Raw genomic sequence first — 19,951 nt, forward strand, 5'->3', positions numbered from 1 at the left:
CGGAGCGCACAGGGGACGGACCGGTGGGAACGTGACAACAGTGGAATCGCACGCGCAGGACGGGCTCGGGGGACGCCCGGAGCCCGGCCACGAACCACCACTCAAGGGGGGAAGCCCCCGGGGAGGGACATCAGGGGATCAGGTCCCTCCCCGGGGTGCTGCCGCACCCCCCGCCGCATCGCCCCTCCCGCCCGGTGGAAGACGACGCATGCCTTCGATCATCCTGATGAGCGACCCCGAGGTCGCCGGTGTCCCGGTCCAGGAGTGCGGTGAGCCCCTCGTCGATCTGAGGGATCTGCCCTTCGTCGTGGTCGACTCCCGCCAGGCCGACCCCGAGGGTTCGTACGCGCATCTGCGCGAGGGCGTCGCCTGGCGTCTCGCCCGCGCCGCCCGGCTGCTGCCCGACGGGCTGCGGCTGCTGGTCACCGAGGGGTACCGGCCGCTGACCCTGCAGATCGAGTACTTCCAGCGGTACGCCGCCGAACTGCGCGAGGCCAACCCGGACTGGTCCGAGGAGTACCTCCACGTCCAGACCAGCCGTTCCCTGTCGCCGCCGGAGATCGGCCCGCATGTCGCCGGCGCCGCAGTCGACCTCACCCTGTGCACGGCCGCCGGGGAGGAACTCGACATGGGCACACGGCTCGACGCCAGCCCCGAGGAGAGCGACGACGCCTGCTACACCGACGCGCCGAACATCTCCGAGGCCGCCCGCCGCAACCGCCGCACGCTGAGCGCGGCGCTCACCACGGCCGGGCTGGTCAACTACCCCACCGAGTGGTGGCACTGGTCGTACGGGGACCGGTACTGGGCCCTGATGACGGGCGCGCCCCACGCGCTGTACGGGCCCGCGACCACCGGCCCCTGACCCACCACCGGACGCCCGGGGTGCCGTCCTCTTCCCCCGCCGTCCCTGCCCGTCCCATCCCCGAGGGCTGCACCCCGTCCTCCGTGCCGCCTCGGCGGCAACCCCGTAGCGGGGGTCAAGGGCAGCACCCTGCGGATGGGACGGGCAGGGGCGGCGGGGTCGGCCCCGGCTTTCCGGGTGCCCGGCACCCGCTCCCGTCCGTCAGGCCTCGAACCGGCGTACGTAGCGCCGCTGCCACGGCGTCTCCACCGCGTGCCGGTCGTAGTGCCGGCGGACGTACGCCACGGCCTCCTCGGCGGGTACGCCGTCCAGCACGGCCAGGCAGGCCAGGGCGGTGCCGGTGCGGCCTCGGCCGCCGCCGCAGGCGAGTTCGACGCGGCCTGTGGCCGCCCGGTGCCAGGCGTCGCGCAGCATCTCGGCGGCCTCCGCCCGGTCGCCGGGCAGCCGGAAGTCGGGCCAGCGCAACCAGCGGGCGGCCCAGGGCACTTCGGGCGGCTGCTTGCCGAGGCAGTACACGGCGTAGGTGGGGACCTTCCCCTCCGGGAGCGGGTGGCGGAGCCCACGGCCGCGCACCAGCCGCCCGGAGGGCAGCCGCAGCACACCGGGGTCCGCCGGGTCCCAGGGCTCCCTGCCCGTCTCTTCCCTGGCCGTCTCTTCCATGCCGGTCCCCTCCGCGCCCGTCTCTTCCATGCCCGTCCCCTCCACGCTCGTCTCCTCCACGCCCGTCTCCCCCATGGGGCCTAGCCGACCCCGCGCGACGCCTGCGCCGCTCTCGTCTCGATGCCCCGGAAGTGGTCGGCCATCGCCCGTTGCGCGCCCTCGACGTCGTGGGCGCGCAGGGCGGCGACGATGTCGCGGTGGCGGCGGATGGTCAGCTCGGGGGTGGGGTCGTCGGTCCAGCCACGGGCGCCGGCGACGCGCAGGAAGACGGTCCAGAAGGCGCCGAGGAGCTGGGGGACGAGGGTGTTGCCGAGGGAGGCGTAGAGGAGTTCATGGAAGTCGCGGTCGAGTTCGGCAACGGGCTCACCCGCCTTCTGGGCCGCCTCCATCCGGTCGACGACGGCCGCGAGACCGTCCAGTTCCTCGTCCGTGAGGGTGGCCGCGACCCGTCGTACGAGGCCGTCCTCCAGGACCTCGCGGATCTGCAGGATCTCGGCGAGCGCGGCGGTGTCGCCGTCGGGCCGGGCGAGGGCGCGGAAGGTGAGGCCGTCGACGAGGGGGGTGAGGGAAGCCTCGCCGACATAGGTGCCGTAGCCGTGCCGGATGTCGACTATGTCGAGGGCCTGGAGGGCCTTGAGGGCCTCACGGACGGAGTTGCGGCTGACGCCGAGGTCCTCCATCAGCTCGGTCTCGGTGGGCAGGGGCGCGCCCGCCTGGAGCTTGCGGTCGAGGATGAGCTGCATGACCTCGTGCTGGATCTGGCTGCTCACCCGCCGCTCGGGCCGGCGCCGGCTCCCGCTCTCCTGAGACATGCGCCGCATCGTACGCTCGCCGGACATCCGACGTCCCACCTCCGGACGGTAACCGCGTGAACTGGCCAGGGGAACGTCAGGTTAACTCCCTGTGGCGAGACCGGGAAATTCTTTCCTAACGGGCCCTCAACTGTCCTTCTTTCATACCGGACTTCGCGCCGACAATGATCCGCCATTGGTCGCACCTTTGGCAGGTACGCCATTCGTGTGCGATCACTTGACCGCCCTCAACGGTGCTTTTAAGGTCACGCTGCCCCTACAGGACGTAGGACGTCGTATCTCCCCTCCCTGGAGGAACCGTGCGCGACGTGATCCGTGACGCCCCGGCGCCGACCCGCCGGTCACTCCTGAAGTACTCCGGCGCGCTGGGCGCGGCCGCCGCCGTCTCCTCGTCGCTGGCCGCCTGCTCGGCCGGACCGGAGTCCACCAACGACACCGGCGGTGGCGGGACCGGGAAGAACAGCACCCTGACCGCCGTCATCGGCTACGGCAACGACGGCAGCTGGGACCCGACCCAGACGGCGTCCGCCTTCTGCATGGCCGCGAACAACCACATCTACGAGGGCCTCCTCGACACGGACCCCATCTCCCGCGAGCCCTACGCGGCGCTCGCGACGGCCGTGCCGGGCGACACCTCCGGCACCTCGTGGAAGTTCGAACTGCGGCCCGGCGCTACCTTCCACGACGGCAAGCCGGTCACCGCCGACGACGTCGTCTTCGTCTACGAGCGCATCCTCGACCCCGGCATCCAGACCCTCGCCAAGGGCTTCTTCGCGAGCTGGCTGAAGGAGGTCCGGAAGATCGACGCGCGCAACGTCGAGCTGGTGCTCAAGTTCCCGTTCCCGGACGGCATGTCCCGGCTGACGCTGGCGAAGATCATGCCGAAGCACGTCTTCTCGCAGCCGGGGGCCTGGGAGGACGCCATCAAGGGCAAGGCGATCGGTTCGGGGCCGTACCGGCAGACCGCGCACCACCCGAAGTCCAACACCACCTTCGAGGCGTACGCCGACTACAACGGGCCCCGCCCGGCCGCGTTCAAGAAGATGAACTGGCTGACCATCGTGGACGCGGCCCCGCGCGTCGCGAAGATCTCCGGTGCGAGTGCCGGCGCGCAGATCGCCGACAACATCCCGTACGCCAATATCGGACAGCTGGAGAACGGCGGAATGTCCGTCCAGGGCGGCTCCGGGATGAACAACCTTTTCCTGATGTTCAACACCGCACGCAAACCCTTCGACGACGTCCGGGTCCGGCAGGCGCTGCATAGCGCGATCGACCGGGACAAGATGATCGAGGTGGCTCTGAAAGGGCACGGAAAACCGGCGAGTTCCTTTCTGAACGAGCAGAATCCGAGCTATCGGCCGGCGAAGAGCGTGTACGCGTACGACCCCGACAAGGCGAAGGAACTGCTGGCGGACGCCGGGGTGAAGGGGCTGAGGATCGAGATCCTGGCGGTGAACGTCAGCTGGATCGTGGACTGTCTGCCGACGATCAAGGCGTCCTGGGACGCGATCGGGGTCGAGACGACCCTCTCTCCGCAGGAGACCACGGCCGTGTTCACGAAGATGGACCAGAAGCAGGACTACCAGGTGGTCGCCGCCGCCTCGAATCCCAACCAGTTCGGCCTCGACGCCGATCTGATCATGCATTACAACTACGGGCCGCAGAACCTGTGGATGCAGTACGCCCGATGGGCGGACAACTCGGTGGCCAAGGGGCTGTTCCGGGACATGGACCTGGCCACCCGCGAACCGGACGCCGACAAGAAGAAGACGATGGTCCAGGACTACATCGACATCGTCGCCGAACAGGCCGTGCTCTATCCGGTGGTGCACAACGAGCTGATGACGGCGTGGAATCCGAAGCGGCTGTCGGGGATAAGGGCACAGCCGTATCCGGGGATCAATCTGCTCCAGGCCAAGTGGGTCTAGCGTGGTCGCTGTCCTGCGCATTCTGATCCGGCGGGTCGCCCTGCTCGTTCCGCTGCTGCTCGGAATCGTGCTGTTCGTGTTCGTCGTCATGCGGTTCTCGGACGTCGACCCGGCATCCGCGTTCTTCCAGGGCGCCAATCCGACACCGCAGCAACTGCACGACTTCCGGGAGGAGAACGGCCTGCTGGATCCGCTGCCCGTCCGCTACGCCGGCTTCATCGGCGATCTGCTGCACGGGGACATGGGGATCAGCGCGCTCACCCGGGCGCCCGTCGTCGACCAGGTGATGACCGCGCTGCCGCTCACCCTCCAGCTGACCTTCCTGGGGCTGGGCATCGCGGTCGTGCTGGCGCTGCTCGGCGGGATCACCGCGGCGATCTACCGGGACCGGCTGCCGGACCAGATCATCCGGGTGGTGTCGCTGACCGGGGTCGCGGCGCCCGGGTTCTGGCTGGCGCTGCTGATGATCCAGTACCTGGCGGTGGACCTGGGCTGGTTCCCGACCGGCGGCTACGTCAACCCGGCGGACTCCTTCACCGGCTGGCTGAAGACGATGACGCTGCCGGCGTTCGCGCTCTCCCTGCCGGTGGCCGCGCAGCTCACCCGGATCGTACGGACCGCGATGGTGGAGGAGCTGGACAAAGACTACGTCCGCACGGCGATCGGGAGCGGGCTGCCACCGAGGGTGGTCGTCGGCCGGAACGTCCTGCGGAACGCGCTGATCAACCCGCTGACCGTGCTGGGGCTGCGGGTCGGCTATCTGCTCGGCGGCGCGGTCGTCATCGAGACGATCTTCTCGCTGCCCGGGATGGGGAAGCTGATGATCGACGCCGTGAAGAACGGGGATCCGGCGGTCGTCCAGGGCGTCGTCCTCACCACGGCGGCGGGCTTCGTGGTCGTGAACCTCGTCATCGACGTCCTGTATCTGCTGGTGAACCCACGGCTGAGGGAAGCGAGTTGACGAAGACGTTGGCGAAGACGTTGACGAGGACGTCGACGAAGGCATCGGCGAAGGCGGAGGGATCCCGATGTTCGGCCTGATGGTCACCACGCGCAAGCGCCTGACCGAGGCCCTGTCACGGCCCGGTGTCCGGCTGCGCTCCTGGCGCCGGCTGCCGCCGCTGTCCCGGATCGCGGTCTGCTTCCTCGCGGTCGTGGTCCTCACCGCCCTGCTCGCGCCCTGGCTCGCCCCGGACGACCCGCTGGACCAGCAGACCCTGGTCGGCGGCACCGGCGCGCCCTCCGCCGAGCACTGGATGGGGCAGGACAGCCTCGGCCGGGACATCCTGAGCCGGCTGATGTACGGGGCGCGCTGGTCGCTGGCGATCGGGCTCGGCGCGACCGCACTGGCCCTGGTCGTGGGCGCGCTGATCGGGGCCGTGGCGGCGACCTCCCGCAAGGCGGTCGACGAGACGCTGATGCGCTGTCTGGACGTCGTCATGGCGTTCCCCGGCATCGCGCTGGCCGCCGTCCTGGTGGCCGTCTTCGGCGGGGGGATCACCGTCCTGATCTGCGCCATCGCGTTCCTGTTCACCCCGCCGGTGGCCCGGGTCGTCCGGGCCAACGTCCTCGACCAGTACGGCGAGGACTATGTAACCGCCGAGCGCGTGCTGGGGGCCCGTACGCCGCACATCGTGCTCCGGCACGTGGCGGTCAACTGCGCCGCCCCGGTGCTGGTGTTCTGCACGGTCCAGGTCGCCGAGGCCATCGTCTTCGAGGCGTCGCTGTCCTTCATCGGCGCGGGTGTACGGCCGCCGGACCCGTCCTGGGGCAGTGTCATCGCCGACGGCAAGAACATGGTGCTGACCGGCGGCTGGTGGGCGACCGTCTTCCCCGGGCTGCTGATGCTGGTCACGGTCCTCTCCCTGAACATCCTCTCCGAGGGCGTCTCCGACGCGTGGGCCGCGCCGGCCGCGCGGGAGACGGAACCGGGGGCGTCGCGGGAGACGGAGGACCCGCTGGAGGCCCCCGAGCCGGGCGGCGGCTCCGGGGCGGGCCTCGGGGCCGTCGAGCTGCCCGGTCTGACCGAGGCGGCGGCGCGGCTGCGGACCCGGGCCCGCCCGTTGCCGTCCGGGCGGCCGGTGCTGTCCGTCGAGGAGCTGACCGTCGGCTTCGCGGAGCGCCACCGGGGCGTGGACATCGTCGACGGCATCAGCTTCGAGGTCCGGCCCGGTGAGGTGCTGGGTCTGGTGGGCGAGTCGGGCTGCGGCAAGTCGCTGACCGCGCTGACGGTGATGGGCCTGGAGCCGAAGGGCGCCCGGGTGCGCGGCCGGGTCCGGTTCGACGAGCGGCAGTTGGTGGGCGAGCCGATGCGGGTACGGCGCCGGCTGCTCGGCCACGAGATGGCGATGATCTACCAGGACGCCCTGTCCTCCCTGAACCCGGCGATGACGATCCGCGCCCAGCTGAAGCAGGTCGTGCGCCGGGGCGGCAGCCGCCCCGCGCCCGAACTGCTGCGCCTGGTCGGCCTGGACCCCGACCGCACCCTGCGCAGCTATCCGCACGAACTCTCCGGCGGCCAGCGGCAGCGCGTCCTCATCGCGATGGCCCTGTCCCGCGACCCTCGGCTGATCGTGGCCGACGAGCCGACGACCGCGCTCGACGTGACCGTGCAGGCGCAGATCATCGAACTGCTGCTGCGGCTGCGGGAGGAGCTGGGCTTCGCGCTGATCCTCGTCTCGCACGATCTGGCGCTGGTCGCGGACGTCACCGACCGGGTGGTGGTGATGTACGGCGGGCAGATCGTCGAGACGGGTGTCACGGCGGACCTGGTGGAACTCCCCGCCCACCCCTACACCCGCGGACTGCTCGGCAGTGTCCTGTCGCTGGAGTCGGCGGCCGAGCGGATGACCCAGATCAGGGGCGTCGTCCCCTCCCCCGCCGACTTCCCGGCGGGCTGCCGCTTCGCCGGCCGCTGCCCCCGGGCGAGCGAGGTCTGCCGTACGACGGCCCCGGCCCTGCTGGGCACCCGTACGCACACGGCGGCCTGCCACCACCCGGCGGTGGACCTCATGGAGAGCACGGAGGTGAACCGGTGAGCGCGCTCGTGGAGGTCTCCGGCGCCCATGTCGTCCACCGGGCGCGCAGCGGCGGGGTGTTCACCCGGGACCGGGTGTACGCGCTGACCGGTGCCGATCTGGTGATCGCGCCCGGTGAGACGGTGGGTGTGGTGGGCGAGTCGGGGTGCGGCAAGTCGACGCTGGCGAAGCTGCTGGTGGGGGTGGACCGGCCGACGGCCGGGACGGTCTCCTTCCGGGGGCGGGACCTGTGGTCCATGTCGCCCGCCGAGCGCCGGACGGCCGTCGGCGGCGGCACGGGCATGATCTTCCAGGACCCGTCGACGGCCCTGAACCGCCGGCTGACCGTCCGCCGGATCCTGCGCGACCCGCTCGATGTGCACCGGCGCGGCACCCCGGCCGAACGGGAGGACCGGGTAAGGGAGTTGATGGCCCTGGTCGGTCTGCCCCCGGCGCTCGCGGACGGGCTGCCCGGCCAACTCTCCGGCGGTCAGCGGCAACGCGTGGCGATCGCGCGGGCGTTGGCGCTGGACCCCGAGCTGGTGGTGGCGGACGAGCCGACGAGCGCGCTGGACGTCTCGGTCCGCGCCCAGATCCTCAACCTCCTGCTGGACCTCAAGGAACGCCTCGGCCTCGCGCTGGTGTTCGTCTCGCACGACATCCAGACGGTACGGCGGATGAGCGACCGGGTGATCACCATGTATCTGGGCCGGATCGTGGAGGAGACCCCGGCGACCCTGGTCACCGACCGCGCCCGGCACCCGTACACCCGCGCGCTGTTCTCGGCGACGCCCGGTCTGCTGGACCCGATCGACCCGATCCCGCTGGTGGGCCCCGTCCCCTCGGCGACCCGGCCGCCGAGCGGCTGTCCGTTCCGTACCCGCTGTTGGAAGGCCGACGACGACTGCGCGGAGATCATGCCGGAGTTCACGGCCGCGTCGGCCGCCGGACACCGTTTCCGCTGCCACCATCCTGTGCAGGAGACGGAGTCGACGCGTGACCTGGTCGCCCAGGCGGTGAGCGGGCCCGCGCCCGACGCCGCCGTACGAGGTAGCCAGCACATCTAGCACGAGGGAGCCGTCATGACCGTCCCCGTCCCCGCCCCGCTGACCGGTGTCGTCCCGCCCGTCTGCACGCCCCTGACACCGGACCGCGAGGTGGACGTCGCCTCGCTGGTCCGGCTGGTCGACCATCTCGTGGCGGGCGGTGTGGACGGGTTGTTCGTGCTCGGCTCGACGTCGGAGGCGGCGTATCTGACGGACGCGCAGCGGCGGCGGGTCGTGGAGACGGTCGTCGGGCACGTCGGCGGCCAACTCCCAGTGCTCGCCGGGGTGATCGACATGACCACCCCCCGGGTCCTGGACCACGTCCGCGCGGTGACGGCCGCCGGCGCCGCGGCCGTCGTGGCCACCGCCCCCTTCTACGCCCGCACCCATCCGGCGGAGATCGCCCGCCACTACCGGCTGCTCGCCGCCGCCTCCCCCGTCCCCGTCTTCGCCTACGACATCCCGGTCTCCGTCCACTCCAAGCTGCCCGCCGACCTGGTCCTGGAGCTGGCGGCGGAGGGGGCCGTCGCGGGGCTGAAGGACTCCAGCGGGGACCTGGCCGCCTTCCGTACGGTCCTCACGGGCGCCCGCGCCGACTCCGCCCTCACCGGCTTCACCGTCCTCACCGGCTCCGAACTCGTCGTCGACTCCGCGATGGCCCTGGGCGCGGACGGCGCGGTGCCGGGGCTGGCGAACGTCGACCCCGTCGGCTACGTCCGTCTCGACCGCCTCTGCCGTGCCGGCGACTGGGACCGCGCCCGCGCCGAACAGGACCGCCTGTGCGCCCTGTTCGCCCTCGTCGGCGTCGGCGACCCCACCCGCATGGGCCCCGGTTCCTCCGCCCTCGGCGCCTTCAAGGCCGCCCTCCACCTGCGCGGCGTCATCGCCTGCCCGGCCACGGCGGACCCCCAGATCCCCCTGTCGGAGGCGGAGACCGAGCAGGTGGGCAAGTACCTGGCGGCGGCGGGGTTGTTGTAGTCACCGTCGCCCCGACGGCTGTTGACGCGCCGTCAGGCACCGCCCGGTGTCACCATCCCCGACTCGTACGCCACGATCACCAGCTGGGCGCGGTCGCGGGCGCCCAGTTTGCCCATGATGCGGCTGACGTGGGTCTTGGCAGTCAGCGGGCTGAGGCCGAGGGTGTCGGCGATCTCGGTGTTGTTGAGGCCGCGTGCCACGAGGGTGAGGACCTCCTTCTCGCGGTCGGAGAGGTCCTCGGGGCCGCCGGCGGGCAGGGGCGGCGGCGCGGTGGGGCTCCGGAGCAGCCGGGCGATGAGGCGGGCCGTGGGGCCCGGGGAGAGGAGGGCCTCGCCGGCGGCGACCGTGCGGATGGCGTCGAGGAGTTCGGCCGGCCGCATGTCCTTGACGAGGAAGCCGGAGGCACCGGCCCGCAGGGCCTCCACGACGTGCTCGTCCGTGTCGTACGTGGTGAGCACCAGGACCCGTACGCCCGCGAGGTCCTCGTCCGCCGCGATGAGCCGGGTCGCCTCGATGCCGTCCAGGTCGGGCATGCGCAGATCCATGACGACGAGGTCGGCCCGCGCGGTCCGCGCCAGCTCCACCGCCTCCCGGCCGGTCCCGGCCTGCCCGACCACCTCCATGTCCCGCGCCGACTCCACGAGCATGGCGAACGCGGCCCGCACGAGGGTCTGGTCGTCGGCGAGGAGGACGCGGATCGTGCGCTCGGTCATCGGTCCGCCTTCCGCTCGGCGGCCACGACGACCACGGGCCGCTCCCCCGGTCCGCCCAGCGGCAGCACGGCCTCCACCTCGAAGCCGCCGCCCGCCCGGGGCCCGGCCTCCAGCGTGCCGCCCACGCTGCGGGCCCGCTCACGCATCCCGAGGATCCCGAAGCCGGAGCCTCCCGTCACCGGTGTCCCCACCGCGCCCGCCACCGCACCCGCCACGGCTCCTCCGACCGCTCCTCCGACCCCGTCGTCCGTCACCCGCACCCGGAGCGCGCCCTCCCCGGCCCGCAGCTCCACCCGTATCGACAGGTCCGCTCCCCCGTGCCGTACGGCGTTGGTCAGTGCCTCCTGGACGATGCGGTAGGCGGCGGCGCCCACCCCGGACGGCACCCCGTCCGCCGCGACCGCGATCCGCACGCGGGCGCCCGCCGTACGGGCCGCGTCCACGAGGTCGGCGAGGCCGTCGAGGCCCGGCAGCGGGCCCCGGTCGCCGGTGCCCGCGTGGTCGGACTCGCGCAACACCTCCAGGGTGCCGCGCAGTTCGCCGCGTGCGGTCCGGCAGGTCTCGGCGATGTCGTCGAGGGCCTTGGCGACGGCGGCACGGTCGAGACGGTCGGGGTCGGCGGCCAGGACATGCGCGGCGACGGAGGTCTGCACACCGACGAGCGTGATGCTGTGGGCGAGCAGATCGTGCAGATCGCGGGCGATGCGCAGCCGCTCCTCCGCGACCCGCCGCCGCGCCTCCTCCTCCCGGGTGCGCTCCGCGCGCTCGGCGCGTTCGACGACGGAGGCGACGTACTGGGTGTGGACGCGGACGTATCCGCCGAAGATCAGGACGGAGACGATCCAGCCGGAGATCCGCAGGAACTCCGGAAGCTGGTGGGGGGTGAACAGCGCGTTGACGACCAGGGTCAAGCCCACCACGGCGGCGCCGTTGAGCAGGGTGCGCCGGGCCGTGCCGCTCACCGCGACCGTGTAGAGCGCGAGCATGGCCGGGGCCACGGCGGCGGGATGGTTGTTGTCGAGCGCGTGGTAGGGGGCGACCAGCGCCACCAGCAGCCAGAGCGTGAGCACGGGCCGGCGCCTGCGCCAGACCAGCGGCACATGGACGGCGAGCAGCAGCGCGAACCCGAGCGGGTCCGGGACCCGTCCGTCCCCCTTGATCACCACGGCCGTCACGCAGTCGACGACGGCGAGGACGGCGGCGAGGTACGCGTCGTACCGCAGGGCCTCGGCCCCGGTGGCCGTCCGCAGCCGTTCGACGAGCCCCGGTCCGATCCTCGTGGTGCCCATGATTGCCGTCACGCGCTCATCCTCCGTCAGGAGGGCGCCCTTCCGGGAGGGAAGGGCGCCCTTGGGGTCGTCACCATCGGACCTGGGGCTCTAGCGGCCGACCGCCACGCGTTCCCGGTCCGTCGCATCACCCGGTGGCGGCTCCACCGGGTGCGCGGGGGCTTTGGACAGCGGTCCGGGCCACCACACCCTGCGGCCGAGCGCCACGCTCGCGCTGGTCACGAGGTAGGTGCGGACCAGGAAGGTGTCGAGGAGGACGCCGACCGCGATGACGAAGCCCAGCTGGACCAGTTGGACGAGGCCCATGTTGAGCAGCACGGCGAAGGTGGCGGCCAGGACGAGCCCGGCGGAGGCGATGACCCCGCCGGTGGTGCGCAGCGCGGTGAGCGCGGCGGCGGCCGGTTCGGCGCCCGCCAGGGAGTCCTCGCGCATCCGGTGCATGAGGAAGATGCCGTAGTCGACGCCGAGGGCGACGAGGAAGACGAACGAGAGCAGTCCGAGTCCGGGGTCGGTGCCCTCGAAGCCGAGGACCGGCCCGAAGACCAGCCCGCCGATGCCGAGCGAGGCCGCCCACACCGCGACCACGGCGGCGACGAGCAGCAGCGGAGCGACCAGGCTCCGCAGCAGCGCCACGAGGATCAGCAGCACGGACACGAGCACGATCGGTACGACGACGAGCCGGTCCCGGGCGTTGGTGTCCTTCAGGTCGAGCTGTTCGGCGCTGGGCCCGCCGACGTAGGACCCGGGGAGCCGGTCGCGCAGCGCCTCGATGGTGGCGGTCTCGGCGGCCGACTGCGGCGCGCTCTTCGCGATGACGGAGATCTCGGTCCAGCCTCCGCCCGTACGGCCCCGCTCGACCGCCGCGACCCCCTGCTGCCCCTCGATCGCGGTGATCGTGGCGTCGGCCCGTCCGGTCGGGGTGATGACCGAGATGGGCTGGGTGCCCTGGCCGGGGAAGGCCCGGCCCAGGGTCTCCATGGCCGCGACCGACTCGGGCTGGTCGACGAAGGAGTCCTCCTGCTTCAGCGAGCCCGGCAGGTTGAGGGTGCCGAGCGCGAGCGCGCCGAGCAGGACGGCGCCGCCCGCCAGCACGACCAGGGGGCGCCGCCCGGCGGACGAGCCCATGGCCGAGAACAGGCTCCGCCGCTGCTTGGGCGCGCTGCCGAACGCCGGGACGAGCGGCCAGAACACCCGCCGCCCCAGCAGGACGAGGAGGGCCGGCAGCAGGGTGAGCATGGCGAGCAGGGCACACAGCACGCCCACCGTGCCGAGCGGGCCCATGCCCCGGCTGCTGTTGAGGTCGGCGGCGAGCAGGCAGAGCAGCCCGGCGGCGACCGTCCCGGAGGAGGCGAGCACGGCGGGCCCGCAGCCGCGCAGGGCGACCCTCATCGCCTCGTACGGCCGCTCGATACGGCGGAGTTCCTCGCGGTAGCGGGAGACGAGCAGCAGGGCGTAGTCGGTGCCCGCGCCGAAGACGAGGATCGTCATCACGCCCGAGCTCTGCCCGGACACCGTCGTGCCGAAGGCCTGGTTCAGCCCGTAGGCGACACCCATCGACAGGAAGTCCGCGATCCCGGCGACGACGAGCGGCACCAGCCACAGCACCGGGCTGCGGTAGATGACGATCAACAGGACGGCGACGACCGCGACGGTGGTGTACAGCAGGGGCCCGCCGAGCGAATCGTAGACTTTGCCCGCGTCGGTGGCGAGGGCGCCCGACCCGCCCACCTCGACGGTCAACCCGCCCTCGCTGTGGGCGACTTCGCGTACCCGCTCGACGAACGCGTCCCGCAGCTTCTCGTCGGTTCCGGGCCCGTTGCTCGCGACCGGGTACATGAGCGTGGTCCCGTCCGCCGAGGGCACGCCCTCCGGGGCGGCGGCCAGCCGGTCCCGCTGCCCGATCTCGGCGACCTGGGCCTCGGCGGCGGTCCGGTCGGCGGCCGTCAGCCCGCCGTCCCGGTGGTAGACGAGCACCAGCTCGGTGGTCTCGCCGCCGGGCAACCGGTCCTGGATCTCGGCGACCTGGGTGGAGTCGGCGCTCGCCGGGAGATAGTCCACGGCCCGGTCGTTCTGCACCTCCGACAGCTTCGCCGCAAAGGGCGAGACCACCGCGAGCAGCACCACCCACAACCCGAGCACCAGCCAGGGCACGGCCCGCCGTCGCCCACGTACGTCTTTCTCTCCGGACCCCATGACGGGTCCCCCTCCCTCGCCGGGTGCGTCTGGACGTTCACCAGACTCCCGGCGCGAGCGCCCCGATTCGTCGGACGGCAGGGCGAGTTGCGGGGTACTGCGAGGGGTGACCCGGGGGTCGCGTTACTCCCTGGGGAGTACGGCGGGGGGGGCGACGGCCGGCGCAGGGGTGCGAGGCGGCCGTACGGGGCGGGCGGAGGAACGTTACGACGGGGTGCGGAACGTTACGACGGGGTGCGGGCCGCTGCCAGCAGGCGGGTGACGTCGTCCGAGCAGATCGTGAGGGCCGCGCCGACCGTGGCCAGCGCGTCCCGCTCGGCCGGGGTGTACGGGCCGTCCGCGAGGGCGATGCGGGCGCCCTGGAGCAGAATGGCCTCGCGGCCGGTCGGGGCGAGGTGGGGGGCCAGCGGGTCCAGGGCCTCGTGCAGCTCTATGGCCAGACCGGGGCCGCAGGGTTCGCCGAAGACACGGCCCGTGTCGGCGGCCAGCGCCTCGACGAGGGCGCCGAGTTGGTCCTCGGTGCAGTCGTCGAACCCGGCCGAGCGGACGGCGCTCGCGGCGACGGTCAGCGAGGTGCGGGAGCAGGTGCCGCTGGCCGCGAGGACGGCCAGGGCCACCGTGTGGACGGCGTCGCGGAGCATCGCGGAGAAGCGGGTGGTGGTGGGGTGGTCGAGGACGTCGGTGGCGTAGTGGTGGCGGCAGGCCGCGCACTCCACCACGGGCCCGGTCACGCCGCGCGGCAGGACGGGGACGCCGAGGAGGGTGAAGCGGCGGCGGCCGGTGAGGCGCTGGTAGTTGCGGTCGCCTCCGCAGCCCGGACAGAAGAACTCACCGTCACCGACGCCCGTCCACGCGATCCGGGTGCCCATCACGCGGGACAGACCGGTGACTCGGCTGGTGTACCCGACGCGGGCGAGCGCGGCGGCATCGCCGATCGGGTCCCGTCCTGGCAGCACGTCGCACCTCCGTCACTCCCCCACACACGGCCCCTGGGCGCGGGAGGTGCCCTCTCGGCATCATCGCCGCGCTTGCGTGATGTTAGCCACATTGGTGAGGCGCAGTCAGTACCCCGGACGAGGCCTACCCCCGACGATCACCGGGTTTGGCCGGTAAACGACGGCCGGACGACGGCCCCCGTCCACCGGATTCCGGTGGACGGGGGCCCTCAACGGAATTTAAACCGCCGGTCCGGCTGGTCAGCGGGCCGCGCGGTTGACGGCCGAGACGACCGCCTTCAGCGAGGCACGCGTCGTGTTCGCGTCGATCCCGATGCCCCACAGGACCTTGTCCTCGATGGCGACCTCGATGTACGAGGCGGCCTGCGCGGAGGCGCCCTCGCTCATCGTGTGCTCCTGGTAGTCCAGCAGCCGCGCGTCGATGCCGATGCCCTGCAGCGCGTGGAAGAACGCGGAGATCGGGCCGTTGCCGGTACCGACCAGGGTGGTCTCGGCGCCGTCGACCTCGGCCTCCACGGTCAGCGTGTCCACGCCGTCCTTGTCGGTCGTCGACTGGTTGTTGCGGACCTGGACGCGGCCCCACGGGTTGTCCGGGTTCGGCAGGTACTCGTCCTGGAAGACGGCCCAGATGTCGCCGCCGGTGACCTCGCCGCCCTCGGCGTCCGTCTTGGCCTGGATCAGCTTGGAGAACTCGATCTGCATCCGGCGCGGCAGGTCCAGCTTGTGGTCGTTCTTCAGGACGTAGGCGATACCGCCCTTGCCGGACTGCGAGTTGACCCGGATGACGGCCTCGTAGGAACGGCCGACGTCCTTGGGGTCGATCGGCAGGTACGGGACGGCCCACTCGATGTCGTCGACCGTCTTGCCCTGCTCGGCGGCGGACGCCTCCATGGCGTCGAAGCCCTTCTTGATGGCGTCCTGGTGGGAGCCGGAGAAGGACGTGTAGACCAGGTCGCCCACGTACGGGTGGCGCGGGTGGACCTCCATCTGGTTGCAGTACTCCCACGTGCGACGGATCTCGTCGATGTCGGAGAAGTCGATCTGCGGGTCGACGCCCTGCGAGAACAGGTTCATGCCCAGGGTGACCAGGTCGACGTTGCCGGTGCGCTCGCCCTGCCCGAACAGACAGCCCTCGACGCGGTCGGCGCCGGCCATCAGCGCCAGCTCGGCCGCCGCGACGGCCGTACCGCGGTCGTTGTGCGGGTGGACGGAGATGACGACGTGCTCGCGGCGGGAGAGGTTGCGGCTCATCCACTCGAAGCGGTCCGCGTGGGTCGAGGGGGTGGAACGCTCCACGGTGGCGGGCAGGTTGAGGATGATCTCGCGGCCCGGACCGGGCTGGTAGACGTCCATCACCGCCTCACAGACCTCCAGCGCGAAGTCCAGCTCGGTGTCGGTGAAGATCTCGGGGCTGTACTGGTAGCCGAACTCCGTCTCCGGACCCAGCAGCTTCTCCGCGTACTCCATCACCAGCCGCGTACCGTCCACGGCGATCTGCTTGATGTCGTCCTTGGAGCCGCGGAAGACGACCCGGCGGAAGACGGGCGCGGTGGCGTTGTACAGGTGCACGGTGGCCCGCTTGGCGCCCTTCAGCGACTCCACGGTCCGCTCGATCAGATCCTCACGGGCCTGGGTCAGTACGGAGATGGTGACGTCGTCCGGGATGGCACCGGGCTCTTCGATGATCGACCGTACGAAGTCGAAGTCGGTCTGGCCGGAGGCCGGGAAGCCGACCTCGATCTCCTTGTAGCCCATCTTGACCAGCTGGTCGAACATCCGGCGCTTGCGCTCGGGCGACATCGGGTCGATCAGGGACTGGTTGCCGTCGCGCAGGTCGGTGGAGAGCCAGCGGGGGGCGGCGGTGATCCGGTTGTTCGGCCACGTGCGGTCCGGGATGTCGACCTGGTCGTACTGCCCGTACTTGTGGATCGGCATGGACGTGGGCTGCTGGCGGTTCGCCATGATGCGTGGGCTCCTCGGTGGTCCGGTCACTACCGGAAAGGACGGCCGACGACACAACGCCAAAGCACCGCGGGGAGGGGGTCGGCCTCTATTACAGGCCCTCGCCGCGGCAGCTAAGGAGAAGCAGCCCGAAACGCATGATGCTGCGCAGCCTAGCCGAGTCCTGCCGGGTGCGGGGGGCCGTATCAGTATGCGGGACCGAGGCGAATAGGGGGACAAAAGGTGCGCAAGCCCACACCGGGCACGACAGCGCGCCCTTCAGGGGCGCGGGGAACTGCGCGAGAAGCCCCACCCACGGAAAGCTCGAACTCAACCCTCAGTAACACGGCGCTGACGAAACGCAACCCATACAGCCACATTTCACCAATCATGGTTGCCCCCAGTGACACGTCCCCAACGGAGTGCAACCGTGAGAACCATGACGACCAACGGGGGCCACGAGCCCGTCTTCTGCACCGTCGTACCACCACACGTCCTCGACAAGCTCTCCCGGGCCGAGGACCCGGCACTCGCCCGCGCCGCGCGCAAAACCCTGGAGCGCGACGCCTTCGAGCGCACCCACCGCCGGCTGACCACGGTCATCGGCGCCCCGAGCATCGCCGCGCCGGCCGGCGCCGAGGCGGGCACACCGCACCGCACCATCCACGACGCCCGCCACGGCACGGACCTGCCCGGCCGCAAGGTGCGCGGCGAGGGCGAGGAGCCCGGCAAGGACGCCACGGTCAACCGCGCGTACGCGGGCCTGGGTGCCACGTACGAGCTGTTCTGGAAGTCCTTCGCACGGGACTCGATCGACGGCGGCGGACTGCCGCTCAACGCGACCGTGCACTACGACCGCGACTACAACAACGCGTTCTGGAACGGCGAGCAGATGGTGTTCGGCGACGGCGACGGCGAGATCTTCCTCGACTTCACCATCCCGATCGACGTCATCGGCCACGAACTGAGCCACGGCGTCACCCAGTACACGGCGAACCTCACGTACTTCGGCCAGCCGGGCGCGCTCAACGAGTCGATGTCGGACGTCTTCGGCGCCCTCATCAAGCAGTTCACCCTCGGCCAGACCGCCGCCGAGGCGGACTGGCTGATCGGCGCCGGCCTGCTGGCACCCCGCGTCACCGGGGTCGCGCTGCGCTCGATGAAGGCCCCGGGCACGGCGTACGACGACGACGTCCTCGGCAAGGACCCGCAGCCGGCGACCATGGACGACTTCGTCCGCACGGGCCGCGACAACGGCGGCGTGCACATCAACTCCGGTATCCCCAACCACGCGTTCTACCTCGCGGCCACGGCGCTGGGCGGCCACGCCTGGGAGCGGGCCGGCCGGATCTGGTACGACGTCCTCACCGGCGGCGAACTGAGCGAGCAGGCGCTCTTCGTGGACTTCGCCACGCTCACGGTGAAGGCGGCGCGGGCACGTTACGGCGAGGGCGACGAGCTGACGGCCGTCCTGAAGGCCTGGGAGCAGGTGGGCGTGCGGACGCTGTAGTTCCGTACTAGACAGGACCCATGCGTATTCAAGTGCGGCGCACGGGCGGTTTCGCGGGCATCGAGCGGCACGCGGTGGTGGACACCACCGGGCGGCCCGACGCCCCCGTCTGGCACGCCCTGGCCGAACGGGCCCTCACCACCGGCCGCGGCTCACCGCCGCTCGGGGTGCCGGACGGCTTCTCGTACGAGATCACGGTGGACGGCAGGGTCGTGCACTGCGCGGACCCCGGGCTGTCGGAGGACCAGCGGGAGCTGATCAGAAAGGTGCTCAAGGAGGGGGCGTGAGCGGGCACCGGGTCCGGGCCCGGGGCGCGTAAACGGGCACTTCCCCCTCCTTCGCCCCGCCTTCCCCCTCGGGCGTTGACTTCCGTTACCAGTGGTACGGATGATCCGCTCATGGCGACGAACCCAACGGACTCGACGAACCCGATACCCCAGTTCCCGGCAGGCTTCCTGTGGGGCGTCTCGACCTCCGCGCATCAGATCGAGGGGGCCTCGGGCGAGCGCGAGCCGTCCGTGTGGGACGCCTTCTCGGCCGGGGCGGGTCATATCAAGGACGGCTCGACGGCGGCGGTGGCCTGCGACCACGTCCACCGCTACCCCGAGGACGTGGCCCTGCTGCGCGACCTGGGCGTCGGCGCGTACCGCTTCTCGATCTCCTGGCCGAGGGTGAACACCCCGAACGGCCTGGACTTCTACGACCGCCTGGTGGACGAACTCGTGAGCGCGGGCGTACGCCCCGTCCCGACCCTCTTCCACTGGGACCTGCCGTCGTCGCTGGAGGAGGCGGGCGGCTGGCTCAACCGGGACACCGCCGAGCGGTTCGCGGAGTACGCCGCCCTGGTGGCCGCGCGGCTCGGCGACCGCGTCACCAAGTGGATCACCATCAACGAGCCCGCCGAGCACACACTGCTGGGCCACGCCCTCGGCACCCACGCCCCGGGCAAGCAGCTGATGTTCGACGCCCTCCCGGCCGCCCACCACCAGCTGTTGGGCCACGGCCTCGCCGTACGGGCCCTGCGCGCGGCCGGAGTCACGGACATCGGCGTCGCCAACTCGCACGGGCCGACCTGGGCGGCGTCGGAGGCCCAGCAGGACGTGGAGGCGGCCGGCTTCTACGACCTCCTCCTGAACCGCCTGTTCGCGGAGCCGATCCTGCTGGGCGAATACCCGGAGGGGATCGGCGAGTTGATGCCGGGCACGGACATCGACTCCGACCTCAAAACCATCTCCGAGCCGATCGACTGGTACGGCGTCAACTACTACGCCCCGACCCGCGTCGGCGCGCCCGAGGGCGAGGACATCGAGTTCGGCGGCGTCTCCATCCCGGCGGAACTCCCCTTCACCGTCAAGCAGATCGAGAACGTCCCCACCACGGACTTCGGCTGGCCGGTCGTCCCCGAGGCCCTCACCGAGCTGTTGACGGACTTCCACACCCGCTACGGCGACCGTCTGCCCCCCGTCGTCATCACCGAGAACGGCTGCGCCTACGAGGGCCTCGACGACCAGCAGCGCATCACCTACCTCGACACCCACATCCGCGCACTGCACCGCGCGTCCGAGGCGGGCGTCGACATCCGCGGCTACTTCGTCTGGTCCCTCCTGGACAACTTCGAATGGGCAGAGGGCTACGCCCGCCGCTTCGGCCTGGTCCACGTCGACTTCGAGACCCTTGAGCGGACCCCGAAGGCGTCCTACGCGTGGTACCGGGAGGTACTGAGGGCGCAGGGTCGGGGGTAACTGGGGTCGGGAAGCGGCTGCGGGTGAGTGGGGCTTCTCGCGCAGTTCCCCGCGCCCCTTAAGGGCCTACGGCCCTTTCGGGCCGAAAAGCACGGGGCGCAGCCCCTGCTTTTCAGGGGCGCGGGGAACTGCGCGACAAGCCCCCACCGACCCGCACCTACCCACCCACCCCGCGCGAAGCGCGAAAGGGGGTCAAAGGGGCACCGCCCCTTGAGGATGGGACGGGTAGGGGCGGCGGGGGCGAAAAAATCACAGCGAACCCACAGGGAACGCTTCACCACCCACCCCCCTCTTCAGT

Annotated in this window: 16 protein-coding genes; 9 read left to right on the forward strand and 7 right to left on the reverse strand. The window is 71.5% G+C overall.

The window, feature by feature from the left end; genetic code table 11:
* Window positions 1–208 precede the first annotated feature (208 nt).
* Window positions 209–865 (forward strand): M15 family metallopeptidase, encoded by a 657-nt coding sequence (locus tag ACZ7MG_RS16550; RefSeq protein WP_471380030.1) that lies wholly within the window; start codon window positions 209–211, stop codon window positions 863–865.
* Window positions 866–1,066: 201 nt separating this feature from the next.
* On the opposite strand, the gene ACZ7MG_RS16555 is transcribed toward ACZ7MG_RS16550, so the two are convergent.
* Together ACZ7MG_RS16555 and ACZ7MG_RS16560 are read right to left on the reverse strand one after the other, a co-directional pair.
* Complete coding sequence (locus ACZ7MG_RS16555) at window positions 1,067–1,525, reverse strand: protein-tyrosine phosphatase family protein (protein WP_471380548.1); 459 nt, start codon at window positions 1,523–1,525, stop codon at window positions 1,067–1,069.
* An 80-nt stretch (window positions 1,526–1,605) separates the two neighbouring features.
* Window positions 1,606–2,346, reverse strand: a complete 741-nt coding sequence (locus ACZ7MG_RS16560; protein WP_471380546.1) for a FadR/GntR family transcriptional regulator — start codon at window positions 2,344–2,346, stop codon at window positions 1,606–1,608.
* Between the two features lie 290 nt (window positions 2,347–2,636).
* Between ACZ7MG_RS16560 and ACZ7MG_RS16565 the strand changes: the two genes are divergently transcribed.
* The 5 genes from ACZ7MG_RS16565 (at window position 2,637) to ACZ7MG_RS16585 (ending at window position 9,309) form a co-directional block, all read left to right on the forward strand.
* A complete protein-coding gene (locus ACZ7MG_RS16565) occupies window positions 2,637–4,268 on the forward strand; it encodes an ABC transporter substrate-binding protein (protein WP_471380028.1) in 1,632 nt (543 codons plus the stop codon).
* Window position 4,269: 1 nt separating this feature from the next.
* A complete protein-coding gene (locus ACZ7MG_RS16570) occupies window positions 4,270–5,229 on the forward strand; it encodes an ABC transporter permease (RefSeq protein ID WP_471380026.1) in 960 nt (319 codons plus the stop codon).
* A gap of 79 nt (window positions 5,230–5,308) precedes the next feature.
* Window positions 5,309–7,306: a dipeptide/oligopeptide/nickel ABC transporter permease/ATP-binding protein gene (locus ACZ7MG_RS16575; protein WP_471380544.1), complete on the forward strand. Its 1,998-nt coding sequence runs from the start codon at window positions 5,309–5,311 to the stop codon at window positions 7,304–7,306.
* Complete coding sequence (locus ACZ7MG_RS16580) at window positions 7,303–8,352, forward strand: oligopeptide/dipeptide ABC transporter ATP-binding protein (RefSeq protein ID WP_471380024.1); 1,050 nt, start codon at window positions 7,303–7,305, stop codon at window positions 8,350–8,352. Before ACZ7MG_RS16575 ends, ACZ7MG_RS16580 begins: the two co-directional genes overlap by 4 nt.
* 15 nt (window positions 8,353–8,367) lie before the next feature.
* The gene (locus ACZ7MG_RS16585) at window positions 8,368–9,309 is read left to right on the forward strand and encodes a dihydrodipicolinate synthase family protein (protein ID WP_471380022.1); all 942 of its coding nucleotides are present in this window, start codon (window positions 8,368–8,370) and stop codon (window positions 9,307–9,309) included.
* A gap of 32 nt (window positions 9,310–9,341) precedes the next feature.
* On the opposite strand, the gene ACZ7MG_RS16590 is transcribed toward ACZ7MG_RS16585, so the two are convergent.
* The 5 genes from ACZ7MG_RS16590 to leuA all read right to left on the reverse strand — a co-directional run bounded on the left by ACZ7MG_RS16590 (window position 9,342) and on the right by leuA (window position 16,422).
* On the reverse strand, window positions 9,342–10,022 hold the full coding sequence (locus ACZ7MG_RS16590; RefSeq protein WP_471380020.1) for a response regulator: 681 nt from the start codon (window positions 10,020–10,022) through the stop codon (window positions 9,342–9,344).
* Entirely contained in the window at window positions 10,019–11,311 is a 1,293-nt protein-coding gene (locus ACZ7MG_RS16595; protein WP_471380543.1) for a sensor histidine kinase, read from the reverse strand. Before ACZ7MG_RS16595 ends, ACZ7MG_RS16590 begins: the two co-directional genes overlap by 4 nt.
* Window positions 11,312–11,401: 90 nt before the next feature.
* Window positions 11,402–13,504: an MMPL family transporter gene (locus ACZ7MG_RS16600; RefSeq protein WP_471380018.1), complete on the reverse strand. Its 2,103-nt coding sequence runs from the start codon at window positions 13,502–13,504 to the stop codon at window positions 11,402–11,404.
* A 224-nt stretch (window positions 13,505–13,728) separates the two neighbouring features.
* Window positions 13,729–14,460 (reverse strand): tellurite resistance TerB family protein, encoded by a 732-nt coding sequence (locus tag ACZ7MG_RS16605; protein ID WP_471380016.1) that lies wholly within the window; start codon window positions 14,458–14,460, stop codon window positions 13,729–13,731.
* Window positions 14,461–14,700: 240 nt separating this feature from the next.
* Window positions 14,701–16,422: a 2-isopropylmalate synthase gene (gene leuA, locus ACZ7MG_RS16610; RefSeq protein WP_471380014.1), complete on the reverse strand. Its 1,722-nt coding sequence runs from the start codon at window positions 16,420–16,422 to the stop codon at window positions 14,701–14,703.
* Between the two features lie 418 nt (window positions 16,423–16,840).
* Here leuA and ACZ7MG_RS16615 point away from each other — a divergent pair, with 418 nt between their 5' ends.
* The 3 genes from ACZ7MG_RS16615 to ACZ7MG_RS16625 all read left to right on the forward strand — a co-directional run bounded on the left by ACZ7MG_RS16615 (window position 16,841) and on the right by ACZ7MG_RS16625 (window position 19,653).
* Complete coding sequence (locus ACZ7MG_RS16615) at window positions 16,841–17,911, forward strand: M4 family metallopeptidase (RefSeq protein WP_471380012.1); 1,071 nt, start codon at window positions 16,841–16,843, stop codon at window positions 17,909–17,911.
* 20 nt (window positions 17,912–17,931) lie between these two features.
* Window positions 17,932–18,198 (forward strand): protealysin inhibitor emfourin, encoded by a 267-nt coding sequence (locus tag ACZ7MG_RS16620; protein WP_086762788.1) that lies wholly within the window; start codon window positions 17,932–17,934, stop codon window positions 18,196–18,198.
* A gap of 111 nt (window positions 18,199–18,309) precedes the next feature.
* Window positions 18,310–19,653 carry a GH1 family beta-glucosidase gene (locus ACZ7MG_RS16625; RefSeq protein WP_471380011.1) on the forward strand — a complete coding sequence of 448 codons (1,344 nt, stop codon included), beginning with the start codon at window positions 18,310–18,312 and terminating at the stop codon, window positions 19,651–19,653.
* The last annotated feature ends 298 nt before the right edge of the window (window positions 19,654–19,951 follow it).

It is taken from the genome of Streptomyces sp. NPDC107538, assembly GCF_055657445.1.